The following is a 24,249-nucleotide window of genomic DNA, read 5'->3' on the forward strand; positions in this document are numbered from 1 at the left end:
TTATTTTTTTCTTTTTCTATACAAATCAATATAAGAATTTTCTTTTGAGGGATCAAAAAATCTATCATAAATGAGCTTATAAAACAAATAAACACCTAAACAACTCCAAACAAATATTATTAATTTCGAAAACTCATTTTGTTTAAAATTATTCCATTCCAATTTATCCATTATATAATTAGTCTCTTGGATATAGTTGTAAGCTAAAAACATTGAAAATAAAAAATATAAAATAAATCCCTTTATAGCATTATTTTTCCATTTTTTAACAGCGATTAACTCATCATTTGTTAAACCTGGTTTTGATTTAGAATTAGGGAGTTCGTGATTTACAACTTTAAATTCTTCGATTTTACCATCATTGCCAAGAATTCCTATATTAACAGGAGCGTTAAAATTATTAGTTACAGAATTAACTTCTTTTACTAATGCTCTATTATTTTCGTCTTCTTGCATATTTTTTTTATCAATCAAATAACAATATTCTTTTACATTTACTTTTTTAAATTCTCCTATTTCATTACAAAAATTTATTTCTGATAAATCCTCGTTTTCTTTTATTTTTTTCCAATCTGCAAAGAAAACACAATCTATACTAACATAAACATTAAAAAAAGTTGAAACCCAATTATATTTGTTTTCCCAATTCCTACTTTCAAACTCCTCTAAATACCCATCATATTCTTGGATTCTTTCAGAAAAATGGGGTGAATAATCTTCGTCATCAAAATTTAAAACATCTCTCCATCTTTTATTCCTATGGTTATCAAAATTCCTTTTTGGTGAATCAACATCTTCAGGTAAATCTAAAATAAAATCTACAATTTCTTTTTGAAGAATCAAATTTTTACCTTCTTTGTCTTGATATATCTCAATAGTTTGTTTTTCTCGATTTAATTCAATCATTAAAACACAACCATCTTTTTTAATAATTATTCCATTTCTCCAAAACCTGTATTCATTATCATCTTTACTAACAAAGCTACCATATTTTGAGAATATTTTTTGCATAGCAACACTCATCAAATAATTATCTCCAATTATTTTTATATTAGAACCAATAAAAATTTGTTCTTTTAAATCTTTTATATGAGGATTTATAGATTTTAAATATTGCGGAATAAAATAAACATCCTTTTCATCATTAATTTCAAAAATTAAATCAAAATACTTTAGTAGATTAATAACTTCTTCAACACTTAATTCCAAAGAATTTTTTGTAATTGATTCTTCAATTTCACTTTGAGTTAATCTATCTTTCTTTTCTTTACTTAAAATTTTTTCATATAATAATTCAAGTAAAACTTGAGGTTTACAAAAGACTTTATCTGGTATTAATTCGTGAAAATACAATAACATTCCCATGTTATGAAAAACCTTTAAAGCTGCAATAGCATTTTCTTTAGAAGGTCGGTTATTTATTTCATTAACAGTTACAAAATCTTTATTTAATTCTTGAATTCTTCTCCAAAAAACTTCATAAAATGCAGGATAATTAAACTTTGACATTATACTTTCAGCTTTTTCAAGAAAAATACTTTTAAAAATCTCTGTTCTTTTGAGATTAAGCAAGCTAAAATTGGTAAAACTTAAATTAAGTATTTTATAATTTTCAGAAAGTTCTTTTTGATTTAAAATTGTTTCTTGATTAATAGGGTTATTTAAATCAATTTTATTTTCTATTATTAAAACTTCTTCTTTTTTTGATTTATAATTTAATTGTTCTACAATACGTAACCAATAATCTAAATTAAAAAATTGATTTTCAATTTCGTCTGAATTTCTCGGAATGTCTTTACCCCAAAGAATTATGTTTAATGCATTTGGGCTAAAAAATAATTTGTGTGTTGCATGAAAATATTCTTGCCCACCAAAATCCCAAACATGAAAATTTATATCATTTAAAACAATGTGTTTATATCTTACACCATGAGTTGAATCGTTTAATATCGGAACCTCATTAGTTTCTAAATACTCTAATAAATTAGACTTCCCAATATTTGGGTTTCCTAACAGCAAAACCTTGATGTTTTTAAAAGGAATTCTTTCCTTAGCCTTTTGAGAATATTGCTTAATTGCTCCCCAACCTGCTTCTAAAACTTCTTTTGGAAAATCAATCTCGATTTTTTTATTCCCTCTTAAATTGACAGATTTAAGACTATCATTTTTTAATAAATCTGTAATGTCAGAAATTTCATTTTCTTCGAGATCAACTTTTTTTAATTTATTTAAGTGTCTTAATGGAGAAATATCGGAAACTTTTGTTCTTTTAATCCTTAAATACTCTAAATTTTTTAATTCTCCAATTATTGTAATATCACTTATTGGGTTTGATTTTATATTTAAATTCTTTATTTTAATTAATTTTTTTAAAAAAGATAAATTTGAAATACCATTTAGTTTTAGTCTTAGGGTTTTTAATTTTATTAATTCCCCAATAAAACCAGGTTCTTTTATTTCACAACAATCCAAATCCAAAAATTTCAAATTTTTTAATTTACCAATTTCATCAATATTATTTAATTTCAATGAATATACCATTAAAATTTCAAGTTTATCTAAAAATGAAATTGGTGATAAATCTATTAATCCAGAAGGATGAATAGACAAAAATTTAAGTTTTGATAATTCTTTAATAAAATTTATATTATTATTTTCACCACTAGTACTAAATGTTAATGAAGTTAATTCTTTTAATTTTTTGAGACTATCTAAATCCTCAATATTAGATATGTAAATTACTAAATCATTTAGCCCTGAAATTTCACTAATCAATTGCAAATTCTCTTTTGAACTAATCTCAACTCTTAGCTTTTTTAGGTTATTAAAATCTTTTAAAAAAGTTAAATCAATTTCATTATTCAATGACAATTCTTCAATTTCATGTAAATCATTTTTTAAAAAATCAATAATTTTAATTGTTACATCACTATCTTCTTCAATTTTTAGTGCTTTTATTGTTTCTTTTTCATTTAATATATATCCATTTTTTACATAAACAAAACTATAACATTCTTTAAACTCAATACCAAATTCACTTTCTAATTTTTGAATACTTTCTGGCTTCATAAAAAAACTAATTTCCCCAAATATACTAATTCCATGATATCAACATCAGAATGTTTTTAACGAATTAGCTAATACACTATATTTTTTCTTTAAAGATTCTAATAAAACAATTCATTATCTTATTTTTGCCTCATGGGAAAAAAGAAAACAGACAAAATCGTATTCGAAAACGTAAAAATCCTTGATGCAGGTGCAAAAGGTGTATCGGTAGCTAAAGCTCCTGATGGTAAAGTAATATTTCTTCCAAATGTAGTGCCAGGCGATGTGGTAGACGTACAAACCATGAAGAAAAGAAAAGCCTACTACGAAGGTAAAGCTATAAAAATCCACGAATTTTCAGAACATAGAATTGAACCGGTTTGCGAGCATTTTGGTGCTTGTGGTGGTTGCAAATGGCAAAACATGAAGTACAGCCAACAATTGTACTATAAAAATCAGGAAGTATTTAATAATTTGAAACGTATTGGTAAAATTGAATTACCAGAATTCGAGCCGATTTTAGGTTCGGAAAAGCAATTGTTTTATAGAAATAAAATGGAATTTGGTTTCTCGAATGCACGTTGGATGACCGATGCGGAAATTCAATCGGGAACTGAATTTGATAATAAAAATGCATTAGGATTTCATATTCCAAGAATGTGGGATAAGATTTTAGATATTGAAAAATGTCATTTACAAGAAGATCCATCAAATGAGATTCGTAACGAAATCAAACGTTTTGCAAACGAAAACAATCTTACGTTCTTTAATGCTAGAGCTGTGGAAGGTTTGTTGCGAACATTAATGATTCGTACAGCTTCAACCGGAGAACTTATGGTGTTGATTCAGTTTTATGAAAACGATAAAAACGGAATCGAATTGATGATGAATTTCTTGGCAGAACGTTTTCCTCAAATAACTTCGTTACAATATGTTATCAATCAAAAGTTGAATGATACGTTGTATGATCAAGATATTATTTTATTCAAAGGTCGTGATTATATCTTGGAAGAAATGGAAGGTTTGCATTTTAGTATTAATGCAAAATCTTTCTATCAAACCAATTCAGATCAAGCGTATGAATTGTACAAAATTACTAGAGAATTTGCTGGTTTAACAGGAAATGAAACCGTTTACGATTTGTATACAGGAACTGGAACTATTGCGCAATTCGTATCGAAAAAAGCGAAAAAAGTAATTGGTGTTGAAGCTGTTCCAGAAGCGATTATTGATGCAAAAGCTAACGCCGAACGCAATAACATTACAAATTGTGAGTTTTATGTAGGTGATATGAAAAACGTTTTCAATGACGAATTCATCAACCAACACGGACAACCCGATGTTATTATTACTGACCCGCCAAGAGACGGAATGCACAAAGATGTGGTAGAGATGTTATTAAAAACTGATGTACCAAAAATTGTGTATGTAAGCTGTAATTCGGCAACACAAGCCCGTGATTTGGCTTTGATGGACGAGAAATACAAAGTAGTTCGTGTGCGTCCTGTGGATATGTTTCCGCAAACGCATCATGTGGAAAACGTGGTTCTTTTAGAAAAAAGATAAATTATGAAAAAAATAGTTTTTATAACCCTATCATTGCTTTTAGCCGTTTCGTTTTGGAACTGCGAAAAAGATGATATTTGTGCCGAAGGAACGCCCGTAACACCTCGATTAATTATTGAGTTTTACGACGCTGCTAATCCTACCGTTTTAAAAAGTGTTACGAATTTAGGTGTAATTGAACCTACTTTTACAGAAGGTATTCCTTTTAATGGCGTTTCTAAAATTCAAGTTCCATTGCGAACTACGGCTAATATTACTACTTTGAATTTTATCCAAAACGGAAGTGACACTGATACTGCAAATGATAATATTGATGCGATTACTTTTAACTATGAAAGAATCAATGAATATGTTTCTCGTGCTTGTGGCTATAAAACACTATTTTATTTAAATGATATCAATCCAATTGAATTAACTGCTGATGGCAACAACTGGATTCAAAACATTGAAGTAATGCAACCTAATATTGAAACCGAAAATGAAGTACATGTTAAGATTTATTTTTAGTCTGAGCTTGGTTTGTATTTCGTTATTAGGAAATGCACAAACCAAAGACACCGCAAAAGTTATGTATCCTGAACGCTATGGTTTGCGCGTGGGCGTTGATTTACACAAAATAGCGCGTTCGTTTTACGAAAAAGACTACAGAGGTTTTGAAGTAGTTGGAGATTATCGTTTAAGCAAGCGTTTTTACCTAGCAGGAGAAATTGGAAACGAAGACAAAACCGTTGACGACGACCGTTTGAACTTCACTACAAAAGGAACGTATTTTAAAGTAGGTTTTGATTACAATTCGTTTGAAAACTGGCTCGACATGGAAAACATGATTTACGCCGGAATGCGCTACGGAGTTAGTAGTTTTAGCCAAACCTTAAACAGCTACACCATTTATGACCCAACAAACTATTACGGAGAAAACACCATAATTTCAGGAGCAGAATTTGATGGCTTAAATGCAAGTTGGTTAGAAGTTGTAGGTGGTATCAAAGCTGAGTTATTTAATAACCTTTATATGGGTTTTTCGGTACGATTGAACTATTTGGTTTCCAACAAAAAACCAGATAATTTTGACAACCTTTTCATACCAGGATACAACCGAACGTATGACGGAAAATTTGGAGCCGGTTTTAATTACTCTCTAAGTTATTTCATACCGATTTACAAGAAAAACAAAACTACAACTGAGAAAAAATAATATACGAAGCGTTACGAAAGTGACGCTTTTTTTTGTGAGTGATATTTATAATGTTGTAACTATTTTATTATATTTGAATTTAACAAAATAATCCTCAACAATACTTGAGGATATAGACAAGTTATCCACAAATTAAATATGAGTAATGGAAATAATTGACAAAAAACGAGTAAAATACTTTACTATTACAACTGCTGTCATATCAGGAGTTATTGCAGTAATTCCGATTGCCATGTATTTTTGGAATTTTCGATATGGCTTGTCAGACAGTAAAGCAGATTGGGGAACTTTTGGAGATTTTATTGGAGGAGTTGTAGGTACAATTTTTAGCTTGATTGCTGTAATATTCTCGTTAATTAGTATTTATATATCTTTAAGAATTGCAGCTAGAATTCACGATTCAGAAAAAGAACTACATAAAGAAAATATTACACATGATGTAGAAAGATTTAAAAGAGAAAAGGAGTTAATTGAACTGCAAAACAAACCAGTTCCTTATTTTAATCTTACACGTTTTCCTGAATTGACTAAAGTTGAATTGATGAACAATGGAACTGGCACTCTAATTGTCAACAAAATAAAAATATTTCATAAAGGTATATATTACCCAAACTTTTCCGAATTTCTAACACCTTTGGTAGAAACTGATGCGGAGCCCGAAGATGATATAATTTTCTACTTCAATTCAGCACCAACACACGTACTTTCCCCTGGCTCATCAAAAAAAATTTTCAAATTATATCCTGAAAATAATATTGTGAACAAAGCATTTACTGAATATCAGTCTGGTTGTAGAGATCTACTAAAAGACTCGAAAATCACAATTGACTACGAAGATATATTTGGAAATACTTTTGAGTATAGTTATGACTTAATTTATTTGAAGAATTAATAAAATCTAGAAATAACAGGAGTTTGGCAAGATTGCGAATTTTGTAGTAAATTCACGTTTACGTTTCGCAAGAAATTTTATCTTTGATAGAAAATAATCGGTTCCGAAGTTCGCAACTGACGAGAAGCGACGGGACGTTGTGTGTAATTAAATAAACAATGGAAATAGCACAAATAATATTAGAAATAATTCTTGTCATAATTGGATTATACTTAGCACTTTTTAAATCTTACTTTCAGGAAAAAGGAAAAAATCTTGCTACCAAGGAAGATATTCAAGATATCACAAAACTTGTAGAAACTGTAAAAAACCAAATTCATTTCACAACCCAATCTAAACTGAGTTTAAAAACCGAAGAAAGAAATGCGTTGGTAAACCATTATGAAAAGTACAACTATTGGTTGAATACAATACTTGACACATACTTTGGTGGAATAAATGAAGAAAATAAAGAAAAACTGAAAGATTATGAGCATCGACTCAATGATGCAAAATTTAAATATGAGATTGCCGATGGTAGAAAAGAAGTCTTTGTTAATAATGAGGAAATTGATGAATTACTCAAAGAACTCAAGATTAAAACTCTAGAACTTCAGCATATGATTGAAAAGAAGATTGGGGAATTAGAATATTGGTTTTTTGAAGTTGAAAGTATGCGAAGCACTACACCTCTTGATCAACAGGTTGCCAAGTATAAAGAATTATTAGAGAAAAAAACTAACATTCTGAAAGAAATGAATGCTGAAAGACTCGAGAGATATAAGGAAATAGCACCCAAAGACAAAGAGTTCCAAATATTAGTATACAATCACTTGCAAAATATAATAAAAGAAGAATAACTGCATACAACAAAACCTTTACCAATGACCGACGACACTGCACATAGCCAAACAGTTAAAACCCAATCTAAAAAGCTGTTTATGGATACTCGCCATTTTTAAAGTATAAAAAAATCCCGAGCTCACACTCGGGATTTTCTTATTCTATTTCTTTCACACCTTTTATAAAAAACCACTTCATGTAGATTTTCTCACCATTGTGGGTTTTAATCGCTTGAAATTTAGGAGCTAAAATTAAAGCTACCATAAAAGCGGTCATTGGTATCCAAAGTCCATTCAAATGCGTGAATTCATCCACTAAATATAATGTTGGTAAATAAATCACCACAAATCCTAAGAAGTTATATAAGAATGATTTTACTTTTTTATTCATTGTTTATAATGTTTAATTGTTGAACTGATAAATTGTTGAATTGAAAACGTATCTGTCATTCTGAACTCGTTTCAGAATCTATCTGGAGAAGCTGAAACGAGTTCAGCTTGACAAAAAATGTTACTCTTCAGTATTCATATACTTTCCTTTCTTGCTGCCTTCGTACATTTCGTATTTCACCAAACGTGCTTCTAACTTACCATTGAAAAGTTTAATTTTTCTACTTGGTTTCAAGCCTACGAATTTCAAAGCTTCTAAATTGGCAGTAATAAACCAAGCGTTCGTATTTGGATAATTTTGTTTTAAAGTGTCACCAATTTCTCTGTAAAAACGTTCCATATCAATATCCAAACGCTCACCATAAGGCGGATTGAACACCATGTGCAATGGTCCTTCGGTTTCTTTTTTAGAATCAAAGAAGTTTTCATTTGAAATTGTGATGTATTCGTCTAAATTGGCATTTCTAACGTTATCTTTTGCTTTTGAAACCGCACTTGGCGCTTTGTCATAACCCGTAATCGTATAATGAAATTCGCGTGTTTTCTTTAATAACGATTCCATAATGTTATCAAACAATTCTGCATCCCAATCTTTCCATTTCTCAAAACCAAATTCCTTACGATTAATATTCGCTGGAACATTACAAGCAATCATCGCAGCTTCGGCTAAAATAGTTCCCGAACCACACATTGGATCTAAAAAATGACTTTTTCCTTCCCAACCAGCTAAAATCAACATTCCTGCTGCTAAAACTTCGTTGATAGGCGCAATATTCGTAGCCGTTCGATACCCTCTATGGTGCAACGAAGCGCCTGAAGAATCTAATGAAACCGTTACATTATCTCTATCAATATGCACGTGAATTTGTAAATCTGGGAAGTCTTTATCGATACTTGGACGTTTTCCGTTCAAATCTCTAAATTGATCCACAATCGCATCTTTGGTTTTCAAAGCCACAAACTGACTGTGATTGAAGTTTTCAGAATGCAACGTTGTTTCTACTAAAAACGTATTGTGTTCCGTTAAGTAATCCGACCAATCAATCGCTCTAATGCCTTCATACAACGCTTTGTCATTATGCGCTTTAAACGTTTTTATAGGTTTTAAGATTTTTAAAGCTGTACGAAGTGCCAAATTGGCTTTGTACATAAATCCTTTATCTCCTTTAAAACTCACTACACGCGTACCGATTTCAACTTGTTGCGCACCAAGAATTTGTAGTTCTCTTGCTAATATTTCTTCAAAACCAAAGAAGGTTTTGGCGGTCATTTTAAAATTTTCCATTCTTCAATTTCAAGTTCAATTGCAAAAATCAATTGCAATCGTAATAATTAGGGTATTCTTGTGCAAAAATACATTAAATTTGCAAGATTAATTTGCCAGAAAAAGAATAAATGTCAGAAATTCAAAAGCCTGTATCAGAAAATTGGTTCGAATCTTGGTTTGATACCGAATATTATCACATTTTATACAAGGAACGCAACGACGAAGAAGCGCAATTGTTAATGGACAATTTAACGCACTACTTAAACCTTCCAGAAGACGCTAAAATCTTAGACTTAGCTTGCGGAAAAGGACGTCATGCGATTTATTTAAATTCCCTTGGCTTTGATGTTACGGGTGCTGATTTATCTGAAAATAGTATTAAGGAAGCCTCTGAATTTGCGAATGAAAAACTGCATTTCAAAGTGCACGATATGCGCGAAACGTGTAACGAAAAGTACGATGCGATTTTCAATTTATTCACCAGTTTTGGCTATTTTGAAGACGATGCCGACAATTATAAAACCATCAAAGCCATTCACAACAGTTTAACCGAAACAGGTTTTGCAGTAATCGATTTTATGAATGTGGATTATGTTTTGGAAAATTTGGTAGCCGATGAAGTAAAATCAGTTGACGGAATAGATTTTCATATCAAACGCTATTTGAAAGACGGACATATTTATAAAGAAATTGATTTCGAAGATAAAGGCGAAAAGTTTCATTTCACCGAAAAAGTACAAGCACTTAGCTTAGAAAATTTCGAAAAAATCATGGAAGAAGCCGGCATTTATCTTTTGGATATTTTTGGCGATTATAAATTGCGAAAATTCTTTAAAACACAATCCGAACGTTTAATTATGATTTTTAAATAATGCAATATATCATCACCTTTTCAGCCGTTATTTTAGGGTTTTTAATCGCTTTGTTTTTAAAACCACAAAAGAAAAAAAACATCAAATTATTGTTAGCGTTCAGTGGTGCGTTTTTACTTTCGTTAACGGTTTTGCACTTACTTCCCGAATTATTTAGCGAAGGTCACAATCACGTTCATGAAGGCGAAGAAGCGCATGCAACTTTACCAGTTGGTGTTTTCATTATGATAGGAATTTTGTTCCAAATTTTACTAGAATTTTTCTCAAAAGGCGCTGAACACGGTCACGTTCACGTACACACCGACGAGCATAACGAATTACATCACATTCCGTGGTTGTTGTTTATTAGTTTGTGTATTCATGCCTTGTTAGAAGGTTTTCCAATTCACGAAAACAACAATTTAGCCTATGGAATTGCAGTACACCACTTCCCTATTGCTATTATTTTGACCTTGTTTTTCGTAAATGCGAAGATGAATAAACTAATGATTTTTGCTTTTATGTTTTCTTTCGCATTAATGACTCCACTAGGAACTTTATTAGCGGAACAAATGCATTTTGCCCAACATTACTCAAAGGAAATTTCGGCGGTTGTAGTGGGAATTTTATTTCACATTTCGTCTACAATCATTTTTGAAAGTAACGAAGGACACAAATTCAATTTGGCAAAGATTACCATGATTGTATTTGGTTTTGTTTTGGCTTACATCATCGAAATGGGGCATTCGCATTAAAAATTTAAAAGGCTTAAAACATAAGTAGTTTTTAGTTAAATTTGAAGAACATTTAAAACAATTAATATGGGATTATTTTCTGCGCTACTTGGCAATGCAGGTGCTGTAAATCAAGAAACTTTAGTGAAAGATTATGGCAAATTATTAATCACGGGTGAAGAAATCGAATTGGGTTTCAAACTAATTCGCGATACTTTTATTTTCACTAACAAACGTTTAATTCTAATTGAAAAACAAGGAATTACAGGTAGTAAAATAGAATATAAATCCATTACTTACAAAAGCATTTCACGTTTCAGCGTTGAAACGGCAGGCACTTTTGACTTAGAAGCCGAATTGAAAATTTGGGTTTCTAGTGAAGCTAATCCGAGTATCGTGAAACAATTTAATAAATCAGTTAATGTGTATGATGTGCAAAATGTTTTAGCCCATCATGTTTTAAAATAATCGCATGAACTTTACTAAAACCACTGAACAAGCTTCCAAATACGAACATTTAGAAAAAATGTCGGTCACTGATTTGTTGACGAATATCAACAATGAAGATAAAACCGTACCGTTAGCCGTAGAAAAAGCTTTGCCTCAAATTGAAACTTTAGTGACTGAAATCGTTTCTAAAATGAAACATGGCGGTCGTTTATTTTACATTGGAGCAGGAACTTCGGGACGTTTAGGAATTGTTGATGCATCGGAATGTCCGCCTACTTTTGGCGTTCCGTTTGATTTGGTAATTGGAATTATTGCGGGTGGCGATACAGCCATTAGAAAAGCAGTAGAATTTGCCGAAGACGACAGAGAACAAGCGTGGAAAGAATTACAACAATGGAATATCAACGAAAATGATGTTGTAGTTGGAATTGCAGCTTCAGGAACAACACCTTATGTAATTGGTGGATTAGAAATGTGCAATCAAAATAACATCAGCACAGGAAGTATCAGTTGCAATGCGGAAAGTCCATTATCCAAAACTGCTAAATTCCCGATTGATGTAGTAGTTGGACCTGAATTTGTAACGGGAAGTTCTCGTATGAAAGCAGGAACGGCTCAGAAGTTGGTTTTGAATATGATTTCGACTGCAACTATGATTCAGTTGGGTAAGGTAAAAGGCAATAAAATGGTCGATATGCAATTGAGCAACACCAAATTAATTGATAGAGGAACGAGAATGATTATGGAGGAAATTCCAGTAAGTTATGAAGAAGCCAATCAATTATTACAAACGCACGGAAGTGTTAGAAACGCAGTTGATTTTTATAATAACAACAAATAAAATATATCATGAAACAATTCTTTTTAATCATAGCAGTATTTGGTTTTTCGATATCTTTCGCTCAAAAATTAGAGTACACAGATGGTAAAATATTTCAAGATGGAGAGCAATTATCTTCATTTGAAACCAAGAACCTAATGAAAACCGATTTAAAAGCATTGCATTTATTCAAAAAAGCAAAATCGAAAGAATCCATTGGAGGCTTTATTTTAGGATTAGGAATTGGAGGAACTGTTGCCGATTTAGTAATGGGATTAACATCAGACGATAAAAAATACCCAACAGTAATTACATATGCCGGTGTTGGATTAATGGCTGTTTCGATCCCAATTTTATCAGGAAGAAAGAAAATGGTGCAAGAAAGTGTTGATATTTATAATGCTGGATTAAAAGAGCAAAATAAAACGTTAGGCGATAATTTTGAACTAAATATTGTGAATAATTCTAATGGAGTTGGACTTCGAATTAATTTCTAATGGCAACTGATAAAAACATATTAGCAAAAGGAGTAAAATATCTTTCAGGTGCTTTGCCTTTATTATTTCTAGGTCCAGTAATTATAAACAGTGCTTTTAAAAATCAAGAAAGCCCATTATATCCTTATGTTTTAGGATTAGGAATCATAATTGCTCTAGCGGCTATGTTTTTAATTTTTAAAGGCATTACTACCTTGGTAAAAAGTATGTTTGATGGAGATAAACAAGGGCAATAACAAATTCAAAAATCAAATATGAAATTCAAAATACAATATTCTATTTGTAGTTTATTACTACTTACATTGCTAACTTCTTGCTACAATCAAGAACGCAATTGTACTGATTTTAAAACTGGTAAATTTACATCCGAAACTGAAATTGAAGGTAAAAAATACACCAGTACTTTTGAACGAAACGATTCGATTCAGATAGAAAGCTACGAAGGAAAAATAGACACTTTTAAAGTTAGATGGACTAATGATTGCGAATACATTATTCAAAATACGAATCCAAAAAACCGAGAAGAGAAAAAACCAGTTCAAATGAAAATTTTGACAACTGACTCAGATTCATACACTTTTGAATATTCTTTTGTTGGCGATTCAAAAAAACAACGCGGCACTGTAACAAAACTGAAGTAACCAACGTAAAACACAATTTAAAACACTAAATAAATGGAAGTTTTCTTAAACCCAGATGCTTGGATAGCACTTTTAACTTTAACCTTCTTGGAAATCATTTTAGGTATCGATAACATCATTTTTATTTCGATTGTTACCGGAAAATTACCTCAAGAAAAACGTAAAAGAGCAACCCGAATTGGATTATTCCTAGCTATGTTCATGCGTATCGCATTACTTTTCGGAATTACGATTTTAATTGCAATGAAAGCGCCATGGTTTAGCTTTGATTTCGGATGGTTTTCAGCTGATATTACAGGTCAAGCCTTAATCTTATTACTAGGAGGTTTGTTTTTAATTTACAAGAGTACCAAAGAAATCCACGAAAAAGTTGACCACAAAGGCGAAGAAGAAAAAGAACTAAAAACTTCGGCAACCAAATCATTTGGAAGCGTTATTGGTCAAATTTTATTAATCGACATTATTTTCTCTGTAGATAGTATATTAACTGCGGTAGGTATGACCAACGGCATTGAAGGTGCATTAGTAATTATGATTACAGCAGTAGTAATTTCTGTGGGAGTTATGATGCTATTTGCAGTTCCTGTTGGGAATTTCGTAAATGCAAATCCTTCGATTCAAATACTAGGTTTAGCCTTCTTAATCTTAATTGGATTCATGCTAATTACAGAAAGTATGCACTTATCACACGCTGAATTAGCAGGACAACATGTAGGCGCTGTTCCAAAAGGCTATTTGTATTTTGCAATTGCTTTCTCGCTAGGAGTTGAATTCATCAATATGAAAATGCGTAAGAAAAATTAATTATAAAAATATTACATAAAAATGTCCCGATAATATCGGGACATTTTTATTTATAAAATATATGTATTAAGATAATCCTGTGATCACACCGTTATTATCAATATCAATTCGTTCTGCATTTGGAACAGCTGGTAAACCTGGCATTCGCATTACTTCACCTAAAAGCGGTACAATAAATCCAGCGCCACTTGCAATTTCAAATTCACGAACCGTAATATCAAAATTCGTTGGGCGACCAATTAACTTTTCATTGTCTGAAAAGCTAGCTGGTGTTTTAGCCATACAAACCGAAAAATGACTAAAACCTAAATCGTTAATCATTTTTAATTGTGATTTTGATTTTGGAGAAAACTCTACTGAATTCGCTCCATAAATTTCTTTAGCAACTACATTAATTTTATGCTCAATACTGTCTGAAGGTTGATATAAAGGTTTGTAATTGGCATTTCCTTTATTAATTTCTTCTACCACTTTTTCAGCCACTTCCGCCGAACCTTTTCCTCCATGAACAAAAGCTGTGCTTACAATTGCTGTAACTCCTTTAGTAGCACACAATGCTTTCAATTTATCATATTCAGCTTGTGTATCATCTGGGAAAGCATTCACACAAACCACTGGATTAATGCCAAATTTTTGAATGTTTTCGATATGCTTTTCTAAATTACAGAAACCTTTTTCAATCGCGCTTACATTTTCAGTTTTGAAATCTTCTGCTACTAATCCCGCATGATGTTTAATCGCTCTAATTGTTGCCACTAAAACCACTGCATGAGGTTTTAAACCACTTTGTTCGCATTTTATGTGTAGAAACTTTTCGGCTCCTAAATCAGCACCAAAACCAGCTTCTGTTACAACGTAATCACCAAGAGATAATCCCATTTTGGTTGCAATTGCTGTGTTAGTTCCTTGTGCAATACTTGCAAACGGTCCGCCATGTAAAATTGCTGGATTTCCGTCGATGGTTTGTACTAAGTTCGGCTTAATCGCATCTTTTAATAAAGTTGCCATCGCTCCTACTACATTCAAATCTCTAGCGAAAATAGCTTTTCCTTCTAACGTTTTCCCAACGAATATATTTCCTAAACGGAATTTCAAATCTTCTAAATCTTTTGCCAAACATAAAATTGCCATCACTTCCGAAGCAGGCGTAATATTGAAACCATCTTCACGCATGGTTCCATTAGCTTTTGCTCCTACTCCAATAATAATCTGACGTAGTGAACGGTCGTTCATGTCCATCACACGTTTCCACGCGATTGATTTTGGGTCGAGATTTAATGAATATTTCGTGTTTTGTAAATTGTTATCAATGACTGCAGAAAGTAAATTATTCGCTTTTTCAATTGCCGAAAAATCGCCAGTAAAATGCAAATTAATATCTTCCATCGGCAACACCTGAACATAACCGCCACCAGCTGCTCCACCTTTTAAACCGAAAACAGGACCTAATGAAGGCTCGCGTAAAACAGCAATTGCTTTTTTACCGATATAATTCAAACCGTCGGTTAAACCAATTGACATGGTGGTTTTCCCTTCACCATATTTGGTTGGTGACATGGCAGAAACTAAAATTAGTTTCCCCTTAGGATTTTCTTGTTGTAAGTGTAAAGGTAATTTGGCTTTGTACTTGCCATAATATTCTAAATCGTCTTCTTCAATATTGATTTTTTTAGCGATTTGTTTTATGTGAGACATCGTTGCATTTTGAGCAATTTCAATGTCTGATGGAAATGTTGACATTAGTTGTTGTGTTATGATTTGAGTTTAAAATTAAGTATTTAGTAGTGTAGTTAAAATGACAAATGTCAATAAAAATCATATTTTATTACTTCCATCATTCATAACAAGTTTTGCAGTTTCATTTGCTAATCCAATTGTCGCTATAGTTCCACTATTAAACTTCAAAAAATCGTTTTCAATACCATCACTAAAAATAACACCATTATTTGGCATAAGTGATTCTATTACTAAACTATTCTGTCCTTTAAATAAACCTGCAGTTAATCCAATTTGTGTTTTTATACTTTGAAAAGGTTCTCTAACCGTAAATATCAAATCATCATCTTTCAATTTTGGACGCTTTAATTTTATATTTTTTTCAAACAAACCGGCTACTCCATAAGCCATATTGAATACAGAGCTTAGCCATCCCGTTGAACCTGCTTGAGTTGAAATTAATACACCACTTGAAGAATGTTCTTCCGTTAAATTGTTATATGAAATTTTATATCTAGCTGAAACATGTGAAGATGAACCAATAAACAAATCGTTAAAAGCTAATATTTTTTGTCCATCATTAAGTGATGCTTCAGCAAATCGCATTGTTTTATAGTTAAAAGTATTATTTAAAACACTTTCAACTCCGTAAATAAAATTTACCGAATCAAAAGGCAACAAAACACCATCATATCTTGAGACATCAGGGTTAACAGCAATCATTGGAACTCCTTTTGAATATTTAGCTGTATTAGCCACAAGACCGTCTTGACCAATAACAACAATTACATTCTTTTCAGAAAAAATATAATTTGGTAAAAAAGTTCTCTCAACCACTTTATTCTTTAGAGTTGTAGCGAGTTGCTTTTGAATTTTTTCTAACGAATGATGAAAAACATCATGCTCAACAACATAATCTTCAAAATTTCCACCAAGACGTTCAATGTAAAATTTTGCCTGATCTCTTGTATTAAATCGCTCAATTAATGTTTCAAGACGTGTTTTATTTTTAACAATGATTGCATATTCTACACTCATTTTTTACTACTCTTGTCGTTCAAAATGGATTCTAATAATTCAGGACTAATATTCAAATTACCTATCTTATCCGCATTTTCTGCTAATTGTCTAAATGCTAATGAAATATTGAATTTTGGATCAGGATTATTATTAAGAGCAGTTAATATTTTCCAATCAATGTCCTTATAAGGTTTCAAAGTTGTGTCGATTACATATCCTTGAGTTTCTGCTTCTTTTTTATCATTTGCAGTTCTTTGCTCAATTAATTGCTTTCTTTGATTTTCAACTGCTATATCTGCATCAAGTTGCATTTCACGTAATTTTCTATCATTTTCTGCTCTTTGAACCTCCGATTCCATTTTCTTTTCCTCAATTTGCTTTTGCTTTTCTTCAACCGCAATTTCAGTATTTAATTCAGACTCTTTAATTTTTCTTTCTTGTTCTACAGCAAAATTTCTACGCTCATAAATGGCTTGATCTGCTTCTTGCTGAAGTTTTTCTCTAGTTTCTGTCTCCAAAGCTCTGGACATTTCTGGTGAAGCTTGAATAGACAAAATACTAGCACTTAATATTTCAATTCCAAGCATATTAATTGCTTGAGAATTTTTCAATCCTTCCAAAATATTAGCTTCAATTTTTTTTGCTGAACGAATAGCGTCTTTTAGAGAAATCCCATGTATGAAAGACGCTGTAGCAGTTTGAGCTTCATTTATAATTCTTTGATTCAATTTTTCAATGTCATTTTTCTTGTAGAAACCATCATCTGAAACTGTGAAATCTAAATTATCTGATAATGTTTTTGGATTTTCAATTTTATAACTTATTTGTCCTTGAATAGAAACCGATTGGTAATCATTTGTAGTTTCACTAAAAATGAATGGTAAATCGTTACTTCCCATCGGAATTGCAACAATGGAACTATTTGGAGAAAAATAGAAAAATGAAAGGCCTCGACCTTCTCTTTTTATGTTTCCATTTACGTAATGAAGAACATAAGTCATCGAATCAAATTTTATATGCTTTATTCCGAACATTTTATTTATATTTTTTTTAAACCTACAAGGTTATAAAAAACTTGTAAATTGAGTTTTACTTTTATTCTAAAGACAATGTTATCTGTCCGTCGTCATCTAATTCTATGTTGAAATCGGTTATATCCGCGCCTTCACTTTCATCAGTAGCTTCTGGTTGCCCTTCAGGTTCTTCCAAAATTTCTTCATAAGGTAATGGATCTAACAAATTGATTTGTTTCAGCTTGTCAGTAGTTAATTGGTTACCCAAAGCTTTTATTCCTTTTACCGCAATAAATTGTTCTAAATCAACAATTTGATTTTCTTTTTGAACTCCTTTTACTTTGGCAAAAATGACTTCAGCAACCGGACGCCAATCAGTAGAAACAATTTCTAATTGGGATTTTTCGTGTTCGGTAATGAAAATTTCCTCTTTATTTTCGTTTTCAACTAAGAAACGTTTTACAAAGTATCTATCTTTTTCGCCACAGTAATAAATACACGAAACCGGTTTATTTGGATTCCATTTTTCCAACACAATCATATCTTCGTCGAAATGCGTTGTTAATTCTGGAATAATGGTTTTCAATTTTCCGGATTGGTTCACAATCAACAAACGATCATTTGGACGGAATTCGCCTAACAACTCTCCTCTTCCATCTACATTTAAGCGTTGTACCGTATCGTCAAACCAAACTTTTCTTGGTCGTAAAGTCGAAATTCCTTTCTCTTTTAACTCGATTTTTTTGATTGGATATTTGGTCACCGTATTGCCACGAGAAGCTCTTCCTTTGATTGCAATATCTGAGAAATCTACATCCCATTTCAGTTTTTTCACGCTTCCTACTTGGCGTAATAAAATCGTAACTACTTCGGCTTCTCCGTTTGGATTGGCTGAGAAATACGATACCATTGAACCTGGTTTTTCTTGTGTTAAATCGTAAAATTTATCACGAGTCACACCCGAAACATTGAAACGTTTGATGAAAGTCGAACCGTTTTTACCATCACGATACATCATGTTGTAAATGGTTCGTTTGTCGTTTTTATCAAAAACAGCGATGTGAATAATGTCTTTTCCAACGAATTTTTTATCATCTACTTTGGAAACCATCATTTTTCCATCGCGAAGGAATACAATTACATCGTCGATATCTGAACAATCAGCAACGTATTCATCTTTCTTTAAACCGGTTCCGAAGAAACCTTCTTCTTTGTTCACATATAGTTTTGTATTTCTCAAAACTACTTTCGTAGCTTCAATATTATCAAAACTTCTTAATTCGGTTTGACGTTCGCGCCCTTTTCCGTATTTATCTTTTAGTTTTTGGAAGAAATCAATTGTATAATCAATAATATGGTCTAAATGATACTTCACTTGTTCCATTTCGGCTTCCAATTTCGAAATCACTTCATCCGCTTTATCCGAGTCGAAACGTGTAATACGAATCATTGGAATTTGCGTCAATTTTTGCAAATCATCGTCGTTAATTTCACGAACAAATGATTTTAAAAACGGCTCAAATCGGTCATACATATATTTGTACAACGATTCTCTGTCGGAATACAATTTGAAGTCAATATACATTTCTTCACGAATGAAAATCTTTTCTAACGTTGAGAAATGCCATTTATTTTCTAATTCGTCCAACTGAATTTCCAATTCGCGTTTGAGCAAATCAACTGTTCTATTGGTCGAAATTTTCAACATATCAGAAACCCCAATAAACAACGGTTTATGATTTGCAATCACACAGCCTAAAGGCGCCACCGAAGTTTCGCAAGCTGTGAATGCATACAACGCATCAATAGTTTTATCGGGTGAAACACCAGCTGGTAAATGAATTAAAATTTCAACCTCAGCAGCCGTATTGTCCTCAATTTTCTTGATTTTGATTTTCCCTTTTTCGTTGGCTTTCAAAATACTATCAATCAACGTAGACGTATTGGTTGAAAACGGAATTTGGGTAATCACCAACGTTTGTTTGTCTAACTGCCCAATTTTTGCACGCACACGCACACGTCCACCACGTAATCCATCATTATAATTGGAAACATCAGCAATACCTGCGGTTGGAAAATCAGGAAATAAGGTAAAAGGTTTCCCTTTTAATATTTTGATAGACGAATCTATTAATTCGTTAAAATTGTGTGGCAACACTTTGGTCGATAAACCTACGGCAATACCTTCAGCACCTTGAGCTAACAGCAATGGAAACTTTACTGGAAGATTAATTGGTTCGGCACGACGACCATCATATGACATTCCCCATTCGGTGATTTTTGGCGAATACAACACATCGTGACCAAATTTTGAAATTCGGGCTTCGATGTATCGGGAAGCAGCGGCACTATCTCCTGTTAAGATATTTCCCCAGTTTCCTTGCATGTCGATGATTAGGTCTTTTTGACCAATTTGCACCATGGCGTCACCAATACTTGCATCTCCGTGAGGGTGATACTGCATGGTGTGCCCAACGATATTGGCTACTTTATTGTAACGACCATCATCTAACTCTTTCATGGAGTGCATAATACGACGTTGCACCGGTTTAAAACCGTCTTCAATCGCTGGAACTGCACGTTCTAGAATTACATAAGAAGCATAGTCCAAAAACCAATCTTTGTACATTCCTGTAACTTTGGTAATGGTGTCTTCTGGGTTTTCGTTGTTTTCGTAAAAATGATGTCCCGTTGAAACACGAATATCGTCAAAACCTTCCTCGTTAGTAGAATTGTCTTGATTGTCGAAATTTTCGTCTTCGTTTGGAATGATGTTATCTTCTTCTTCGTCTTTCATATTTTTGTAGCACTATGTTACTCAAAGTTTTTCACTAAGTTTCACAATGTTATAATATTAATCTTTTAATTCCGTCTTTTAATGATTTTTTATAAAAATTTAAAAGTAAACCTAATCTACATTCCGAAAGTCTCATATAAGTTAAACATTGCGCTGTATGCTCTAATGTAAACTCTTCAACTACTTTCAATTCAACAATAACTTTATTATTTACAATTATATCAACCCTGTAACCACAATCCATTTTAATATCTTCATAAACAACTGGAAATGCTTTCTCTTGTTTAACTTCTAATCCGCACTTCGTTAATTCATAGGCTAAACATTCTCTATACACTTTTTCCAACAATCCTGAACCTAACTTTGTATGAACTTTGTAGGCACAATCCAAAATGATTCGGCTAATTTCATTTTCTTCAGTCATATCTTTTTCTATCACAATGTTTAATATATCTTGGTGTGACTTTGTGTTAAACTTTGAGAAACTTTGTGCTCCAAATAACTACTTCTCCACTACATCCAACTCCACTTTCAAATTGTTAATGATAAACTCTTGTCGGTCTGGGGTATTTTTACCCATGTAGAACTCTAACAAGGTTTCAATAGAAGTGGCTTTATCTAACATCACAGGATCTAATCGAATGTCTTGCCCGATGAAGTGCTTGAACTCATCTGGCGAAATTTCTCCTAATCCTTTGAATCGGGTGATTTCTGGTTTTGGCTTTAGTTTTTCAATGGCGTTTACGCGTTCTTCTTCGCTGTAGCAATAAATCGTTTCTTTTTTATTTCGCACACGGAACAAAGGCGTTTGTAAAATATACAAATGTCCGTCTTTAATCAACTCAGGGAAAAACTGTAAGAAAAACGTAATCAACAACAAGCGAATGTGCATTCCATCGACATCGGCATCGGTTGCAATTACGATATTGTTGTAACGCAAATCGCCCATGTCTTCTTCGATGTTTAATGCTGCTTGCAATAAATTGAATTCTTCGTTTTCGTACACAATTTTCTTAGTCATTCCATACGAGTTCAAAGGCTTACCACGTAAACTGAACACTGCTTGTGTATTCACATCACGACTCTTTGTAATCGAACCCGAAGCCGAATCTCCCTCAGTAATAAAAAGCGTACTTTCTAAACTTCTTGGGTTTTTAGCATCGGTTAAATGCACACGACAATCGCGTAATTTTTTATTATGCAGACTGGCTTTTTTTGCGCGGTCTTTGGCTAATTTTCTAATTCCTGAAAGTTCCTTACGTTCGCGCTCCGCTTGTAAAATCTTTCGCAATAAGGCATCGGCAACTTCTGGATTTTTATGTAAAAAATTATCTAACTTCGTTTTGATGAAATCATTCACAAACGAACGAACCGATGGCCCATTCGGACCAATATCGGTAGAACCTAATTTGGTTTTGGTTTGCGATTCGAAAACCGGTTCTTCTACTTTAACCGAAACTGCAGAAACAATCGATTTACGAATATCGGAAGCTTCAAAAGGCTTGTTGTAAAACTCTTTGATGGTTTTTACAATTGCTTCACGAAAAGCACCTAAATGCGTTCCTCCTTGCGTAGTATTTTGTCCGTTGACAAACGAATGATATTCTTCTGAATATTGTGATTTACTATGAGTGATAGCTACTTCAATATCGTCGCCCAACAAATGAATCGTTGGATACACCATATCGTCTTCGTGAATGGCTTCTTCTAATAAATCTTTTAAACCGTTATCAGAAAAATACTTTTCGCCATTGTAATAAATGGTTAATCCCGTATTTAGATAACAGTAATTTTTGAGCATCTTGATGATGTACTCATTTCGATATTTGTAGTTCTTGAAAATCGCCTCATCAGCAATAAACGAAACTTTGGTTCCTTTACGCTTGGTTGTTTCTTGAACATCTTCTTCTAAGGTTAGATTTCCGGCAGAGAATTCCGCTGCTTTTTGTTGGTTATCACGTACCGATTCTACTCGGAAATAATTGGAAAGTGCATTTACAGCTTTTGTTCCGACACCATTTAAACCTACTGATTTTTTGAAGGCTTTGGAATCGTATTTTCCACCCGTATTCATCTTGGAAACTACATCAACGACTTTTCCTAACGGAATACCTCGACCATAATCGCGCACCGTAACGAGTTTGTCTTTGATGGTAACCTCGATGGTTTTTCCGGCACCCATGACAAATTCATCGATACAGTTATCCAATACTTCTTTTAATAAAATATAAATACCATCATCGGGCGAAGAACCATCACCTAGTTTTCCGATATACATACCGGGACGCATACGAATGTGTTCTTTCCAATCGAGGGAACGTATATTGTCTTCGGTATATTGATTTTGCTCTAACATAGACAGAATTTGGATTTTGTGCAATATAGCACATATCTCCAAAGATTGGAAGCCAGAAACCGAGAAGTTATTGACAAATTGTGGTTGACAAGGGCAAGTTCAAGAACAAAAGAGGAAAGAGAAAAGATAAATTATTTATCAATCTTTAATTTCCTGAAATGACGGAAAAGGTAAAAATTTGTAATTAATAATAAATAAAAACCAATTTTTATTTGACCGATTCTATCAATAAAAACATAACAATTAGCAAACAAAATTAATACAACGAAGAAAGTGTTTAATAGATATAATTTCGATAAAAATCTATCTCTACTTAAGAATATTAAAAAAACACCCAAAAATGAAAATATTACTAAAAAAATTGACAAAAAAATTGATGAGATTATCAAAAACTCCATAAAATTGAATGCTTTTTTGGGCGATTCTGATTCAAAAATAAACCTAGATTGAAAACACAAATCAATTACACTTTCACTTTCTTCAGTAAAGTAAAATTCCAAATCAGATAAACTATCATAGATTATTTCCATTTTATTCACTTCTACAAAGCGCTCAACAAATTCAGTCTCTTCAGGAGCATTATCATTCATTTCACATTGCTTTACGAATGGCAAAAACAAGAATAAAAGAGATAGAATTGAAAGAATTCTTAACTTATATTTTTTGATGATTTTCATAACCTTTTATTTAAACAAGTAATTGCTTTCGTACTCAAAACCTTCTTTTCGTAATAGCTTTCTAAAATCGGCACGAGTAGGTGTTAAAACTACGTGAAGCGTGTCGTTTTCTTTCATTTCGGTTACAAAGGGAATTTTTAATTCAGCCTTTAACTTTGTAAAATCTTTTTTGGTTCCGAGTTGGATGTGTTTTGCTCCAATAGTGGATAATTTTAAAATACTCGTTTGATATTTACCATCTACTTCCTTATTTAAAACTAACGAAGATTTATATTCTTTAGCGATTTCGTTTTCGGCAAAAGAAAAAATAGTATCCAAACGTTCTATTTCAAAAGCAATCGTATCACCTTTAATAAACGTTTTATAGGCTTTATTTTCTGATTTATCGTAAACTTGATTGTTTCGCAATTCAAAATCTGGAATAGAATCTAATTCTGATTTTAAAGCGGTTAAAGTTTCTATTTCTAGAATATAAGCGCATTTGGGTTGCACTACTAAACGATGTGAATAATCCATTGTATACGTTCTAACAAACTTTTTTGGAAATGCTGTTATCTCATCCACATTTGTGGGTTGGGCTTCAGAAAAATAAATAAAACTGTTGTTCAATCCTGAATCTTTACAGGAAACCATAGCCAAAGCAAATGAGGCTAGAATAAGATGTTTTTTCATGATAGTTTGTTTTGTTTTGCAA

Annotated in this window: 24 protein-coding genes; 13 read left to right on the forward strand and 11 right to left on the reverse strand. The window is 32.3% G+C overall.

The features are described from left to right. Positions 1–3,069: a COR domain-containing protein gene (locus B2741_RS10885; RefSeq protein ID WP_291138769.1), complete on the reverse strand. Its 3,069-nt coding sequence runs from the start codon at positions 3,067–3,069 to the stop codon at positions 1–3. A gap of 132 nt (positions 3,070–3,201) precedes the next feature. On the opposite strand from B2741_RS10885, the gene rlmD reads away from it, so the two are divergent. From rlmD to B2741_RS10910, 5 genes are all read left to right on the forward strand, one after another. Then, positions 3,202–4,614, forward strand: coding sequence for a 23S rRNA (uracil(1939)-C(5))-methyltransferase RlmD (gene rlmD, locus B2741_RS10890; protein WP_291138771.1), 1,413 nt, complete (start codon positions 3,202–3,204; stop codon positions 4,612–4,614). Between the two features lie 3 nt (positions 4,615–4,617). Then, positions 4,618–5,121, forward strand: a complete 504-nt coding sequence (locus B2741_RS10895; RefSeq protein ID WP_291138773.1) for a DUF6452 family protein — start codon at positions 4,618–4,620, stop codon at positions 5,119–5,121. After that, a complete protein-coding gene (locus B2741_RS10900; protein ID WP_290821614.1) occupies positions 5,102–5,809 on the forward strand; it encodes a DUF6048 family protein in 708 nt (235 codons plus the stop codon). The genes B2741_RS10895 and B2741_RS10900 overlap by 20 nt, the downstream gene beginning before the upstream one ends. Before the next feature lie 145 nt (positions 5,810–5,954). Next, on the forward strand, positions 5,955–6,701 hold the full coding sequence (locus B2741_RS10905) for a hypothetical protein (protein WP_291138775.1): 747 nt from the start codon (positions 5,955–5,957) through the stop codon (positions 6,699–6,701). 158 nt (positions 6,702–6,859) lie between these two features. Then, positions 6,860–7,540 (forward strand): hypothetical protein, encoded by a 681-nt coding sequence (locus B2741_RS10910; RefSeq protein ID WP_291138777.1) that lies wholly within the window; start codon positions 6,860–6,862, stop codon positions 7,538–7,540. A 139-nt stretch (positions 7,541–7,679) separates the two neighbouring features. On the opposite strand, the gene B2741_RS10915 is transcribed toward B2741_RS10910, so the two are convergent. Then, complete coding sequence (locus tag B2741_RS10915; RefSeq protein ID WP_133607754.1) at positions 7,680–7,913, reverse strand: hypothetical protein; 234 nt, start codon at positions 7,911–7,913, stop codon at positions 7,680–7,682. 120 nt (positions 7,914–8,033) lie between these two features. Further along, the gene (locus tag B2741_RS10920) at positions 8,034–9,197 is read right to left on the reverse strand and encodes a THUMP domain-containing class I SAM-dependent RNA methyltransferase (protein ID WP_291138780.1); all 1,164 of its coding nucleotides are present in this window, start codon (positions 9,195–9,197) and stop codon (positions 8,034–8,036) included. Between the two features lie 110 nt (positions 9,198–9,307). On the opposite strand from B2741_RS10920, the gene B2741_RS10925 reads away from it, so the two are divergent. The 8 genes from B2741_RS10925 (at position 9,308) to B2741_RS10960 (ending at position 13,976) form a co-directional block, all read left to right on the forward strand. After that, positions 9,308–10,051 carry an SAM-dependent methyltransferase gene (locus tag B2741_RS10925; protein WP_291138782.1) on the forward strand — a complete coding sequence of 248 codons (744 nt, stop codon included), beginning with the start codon at positions 9,308–9,310 and terminating at the stop codon, positions 10,049–10,051. Continuing rightward, positions 10,051–10,785 carry a ZIP family metal transporter gene (locus B2741_RS10930; RefSeq protein ID WP_264550065.1) on the forward strand — a complete coding sequence of 245 codons (735 nt, stop codon included), beginning with the start codon at positions 10,051–10,053 and terminating at the stop codon, positions 10,783–10,785. Before B2741_RS10925 ends, B2741_RS10930 begins: the two co-directional genes overlap by 1 nt. Positions 10,786–10,851: 66 nt before the next feature. Beyond that, positions 10,852–11,232, forward strand: coding sequence for a PH domain-containing protein (locus B2741_RS10935; protein ID WP_153208188.1), 381 nt, complete (start codon positions 10,852–10,854; stop codon positions 11,230–11,232). 4 nt (positions 11,233–11,236) lie between these two features. Beyond that, positions 11,237–12,055 (forward strand): N-acetylmuramic acid 6-phosphate etherase, encoded by an 819-nt coding sequence (murQ, locus tag B2741_RS10940; RefSeq protein ID WP_291138785.1) that lies wholly within the window; start codon positions 11,237–11,239, stop codon positions 12,053–12,055. An 8-nt stretch (positions 12,056–12,063) separates the two neighbouring features. Then, on the forward strand, positions 12,064–12,531 hold the full coding sequence (locus B2741_RS10945) for a hypothetical protein (protein WP_291138787.1): 468 nt from the start codon (positions 12,064–12,066) through the stop codon (positions 12,529–12,531). Further along, positions 12,531–12,767, forward strand: coding sequence for a DUF6095 family protein (locus tag B2741_RS10950; protein ID WP_291138789.1), 237 nt, complete (start codon positions 12,531–12,533; stop codon positions 12,765–12,767). Before B2741_RS10945 ends, B2741_RS10950 begins: the two co-directional genes overlap by 1 nt. 18 nt (positions 12,768–12,785) lie before the next feature. Beyond that, complete coding sequence (locus B2741_RS10955) at positions 12,786–13,172, forward strand: DNA topoisomerase IV (RefSeq protein ID WP_133607770.1); 387 nt, start codon at positions 12,786–12,788, stop codon at positions 13,170–13,172. A gap of 33 nt (positions 13,173–13,205) precedes the next feature. Continuing rightward, positions 13,206–13,976, forward strand: a complete 771-nt coding sequence (locus tag B2741_RS10960; RefSeq protein WP_291138791.1) for a TerC family protein — start codon at positions 13,206–13,208, stop codon at positions 13,974–13,976. A 66-nt stretch (positions 13,977–14,042) separates the two neighbouring features. Here B2741_RS10960 and B2741_RS10965 read toward each other — a convergent pair whose 3' ends face one another. The 8 genes from B2741_RS10965 to B2741_RS11000 all read right to left on the reverse strand — a co-directional run bounded on the left by B2741_RS10965 (position 14,043) and on the right by B2741_RS11000 (position 24,227). Then, complete coding sequence (locus B2741_RS10965; RefSeq protein WP_291138793.1) at positions 14,043–15,716, reverse strand: formate--tetrahydrofolate ligase; 1,674 nt, start codon at positions 15,714–15,716, stop codon at positions 14,043–14,045. Between the two features lie 75 nt (positions 15,717–15,791). Then, a complete protein-coding gene (locus B2741_RS10970) occupies positions 15,792–16,730 on the reverse strand; it encodes a sugar kinase (protein ID WP_291138795.1) in 939 nt (312 codons plus the stop codon). Next, positions 16,727–17,746, reverse strand: coding sequence for an SPFH domain-containing protein (locus tag B2741_RS10975; RefSeq protein WP_291138797.1), 1,020 nt, complete (start codon positions 17,744–17,746; stop codon positions 16,727–16,729). Before B2741_RS10975 ends, B2741_RS10970 begins: the two co-directional genes overlap by 4 nt. 61 nt (positions 17,747–17,807) lie before the next feature. Further along, the gene (locus B2741_RS10980; protein ID WP_291138799.1) at positions 17,808–20,522 is read right to left on the reverse strand and encodes a DNA gyrase/topoisomerase IV subunit A; all 2,715 of its coding nucleotides are present in this window, start codon (positions 20,520–20,522) and stop codon (positions 17,808–17,810) included. 49 nt (positions 20,523–20,571) lie between these two features. Further along, the gene (locus B2741_RS10985; protein ID WP_291138801.1) at positions 20,572–20,946 is read right to left on the reverse strand and encodes a GxxExxY protein; all 375 of its coding nucleotides are present in this window, start codon (positions 20,944–20,946) and stop codon (positions 20,572–20,574) included. A 78-nt stretch (positions 20,947–21,024) separates the two neighbouring features. Next, positions 21,025–22,878 (reverse strand): DNA topoisomerase IV subunit B, encoded by a 1,854-nt coding sequence (locus B2741_RS10990; protein WP_291138803.1) that lies wholly within the window; start codon positions 22,876–22,878, stop codon positions 21,025–21,027. 131 nt (positions 22,879–23,009) lie between these two features. Next, positions 23,010–23,555 (reverse strand): hypothetical protein, encoded by a 546-nt coding sequence (locus tag B2741_RS10995; RefSeq protein WP_291138805.1) that lies wholly within the window; start codon positions 23,553–23,555, stop codon positions 23,010–23,012. A 6-nt stretch (positions 23,556–23,561) separates the two neighbouring features. Then, complete coding sequence (locus B2741_RS11000; RefSeq protein ID WP_291138807.1) at positions 23,562–24,227, reverse strand: hypothetical protein; 666 nt, start codon at positions 24,225–24,227, stop codon at positions 23,562–23,564. Positions 24,228–24,249 lie beyond the last annotated feature (22 nt).

The sequence above is a fragment of the Flavobacterium sp. UBA7663 genome (genome assembly GCF_002483315.1).
GTDB lineage: Bacteria > Bacteroidota > Bacteroidia > Flavobacteriales > Flavobacteriaceae > Flavobacterium.